This window comes from Nitrospirota bacterium (assembly GCA_016212185.1).
Lineage (GTDB): Bacteria > Nitrospirota > Thermodesulfovibrionia > UBA6902 > DSMQ01 > JACRGX01.
The window spans coordinates 1-2,177 of the sequence record JACRGX010000099.1 but is presented as its reverse complement, the minus strand read 5'-3'; the positions used below and the strand labels follow the sequence as shown (position 1 = coordinate 2,177).

The following is a 2,177-nucleotide window of genomic DNA, read 5'->3' as shown; positions in this document are numbered from 1 at the left end:
CGCTTTGTTTGAAAACGTAAAACATTCGGTTACCTATAAGTATATGTGTTCTGATCCCGGGCAGAATCTCCTTAGGCAAGCGGTTAAAGAACAAGGTTTGGATAGAGTTGTAATTGCTTCCTGCAGCCCTAACCTGCATGAGAAGACTTTTAGGAAATGTGCAGAAGATGCAGGGATTAATCCTTATTTAATTGAGATGGCTAATATCAGAGAACATTGTTCTTGGGTGCACCATGACCAGCAAAAGGCTACTACCAAGGCAATTGAATTAGTCAGGCTTGCCGTAGCCAAGGTTTCGCGTAACCGGCCACTTCAGAAAACATATGTCCCCATAGAGAAAAGAGTTTTAATTATCGGAGGCGGAATATCCGGAATTCAGGCAGCAATAGACATTTCTTTTGCCAAGTTTCCTGTAGTTGTCGTGGAAAGGGAGCCGAGTATCGGCGGCAGGATGGCGCGTTTTGATAAGACTTTTCCTACCCTGGATTGCGCAGCCTGTATTTTAACCCCGAAGATGGTGACCGTGGCGCAGAGTAAATACGTAACTCTGCATACTTATTCCGAGGTAGAGGAAGTCTCCGGTCACGTGGGAGATTTTACGGTTAAAATCCGCAAGAAAGCGCGTTCAGTAGATATAAATAAATGCACTGGCTGCGGCGACTGTTTTGCTAAATGTCCGGTGAAGACCCTTTCAGAGTTTGACTCCGAGTTAGGCATGCGTAAGGCAATTTATGTGCCTTTTCCTCAAGCGGTGCCTAATGTCCCTGTAATTGACCGGCAGAATTGCCTCTATTTTAAGACTAAAAAATGCGGACTTTGCCAGAAAGCTTGTCAGGCGCAAGCCATTGATTATGCGATGCAGGATGAAATTTTTGAAGAGAAATTTGGGGCAATTATTGTGGCTACGGGTTTTACTCAATTTGACCACTCAGTATACGGAGAGTATGGGTATGGGAAGTTCAAAGATATGATCACCGGTTTGCATTTTGAGCGCATGGTGAATTCTTCCGGGCCGACAGGGGGCAGGATTATCAGGCCCTCGGACGGCAAAGAGGCGCGCGATGTGGTTTTTATTCAGTGCGTGGGCTCACGGGATGAACAAAAAGGAGTGCCTTATTGTTCACGCCTGTGCTGTATGTATACCGCAAAACATGCGTTATTACTAAAGGAACATAATAGGGATGCGCAGGCATATGTTTTCTATATTGATATCAGGGCAGCGGGAAAAAATTACGAAGAGTTTGTGAAAAAAGTGCAGGATGAATATGGAGCGGTTTACTTAAGAGGCAGGGTCTCCCGGATTTTTAAAAAAGACGGAAAACTGATTGTAAGAGGCGCAGATACCTTAAGCGGCGCGCAGATTGAGATAAAGGCAGACTTAGTTGTTTTAGCTACCGGCCTGGTTGCTCAGTCGGATGCTGCAAAACTGGCTCAGATGTTACACATACCCTATGACCAGAATAATTTGTTCACTGAAGCCCATCCGAAACTTGCTCCGGTAGAAACAATCACCAGCGGTATATTTTTAACCGGAGCCTGTCAGTCTCCTAAAGATATCCCCGATACTGTGGCTACGGCATCGGCTGCCTCAGTAAAGGCACTGGGCCTTTTAGTTCAGGATAGACTGGAGAGGGAGCCGTTAATCGCCAAAGTAGACAAAAATCTCTGTTCGGGCTGCCAGGCTTGCATTGAAGCCTGCCCCTTCAACGCCATAGAGAAAAAGGAAATAGAAGATAAGATGCTCAAAAGAAAAAGGACAGTAGCAGAGGTTGTTGAGGGAGTTTGCACAGGCTGCGGCAACTGTACAGCGGTATGCCGTATGTCAGCAATAGATTTAGAAGGATTTTCTAACCGGCAGATTATGGAAGAGATAGAAGCACTATGACTGAAGACGGTAATTGGGAGCCTAAGATTACGGGGTTTTTGTTCAATTGGTGCAGTTATGCCGGAGCGGTTTTGGCCGGAACATCGCGCCTGGAATATCCGCCAAATGTAAGAATTATCAGGGTTCCCTGTTCAGGGAGGGTAAATCCGCTTTTTGTTGTAAAGTGCTTGATGAATGGCGCGGATGGCGTGTTGATTTCAGGTTGCCATATTGGCGACTGTCACTATTCCGAAGGGAACTTTTATGCGCGCCGGCGATTTACCATCTTAAAGAGACTGCTGGAATATTTAGG

2 protein-coding genes are annotated in these 2,177 nt (G+C 45.8%); both read left to right on the top strand.

Going from position 1 to position 2,177, the window contains the following annotated elements:
• A partial coding sequence (locus HZA10_11305) for a CoB--CoM heterodisulfide reductase iron-sulfur subunit A family protein (protein MBI5196889.1) occupies window positions 1-1,885 on the top strand: 1,885 nt, incomplete at its 5' end.
• Window positions 1,882-2,177: hydrogenase iron-sulfur subunit (locus HZA10_11300; protein ID MBI5196888.1), on the top strand; the 296-nt coding region annotated here is incomplete at its 3' end. The genes HZA10_11305 and HZA10_11300, both read left to right, overlap by 4 nt.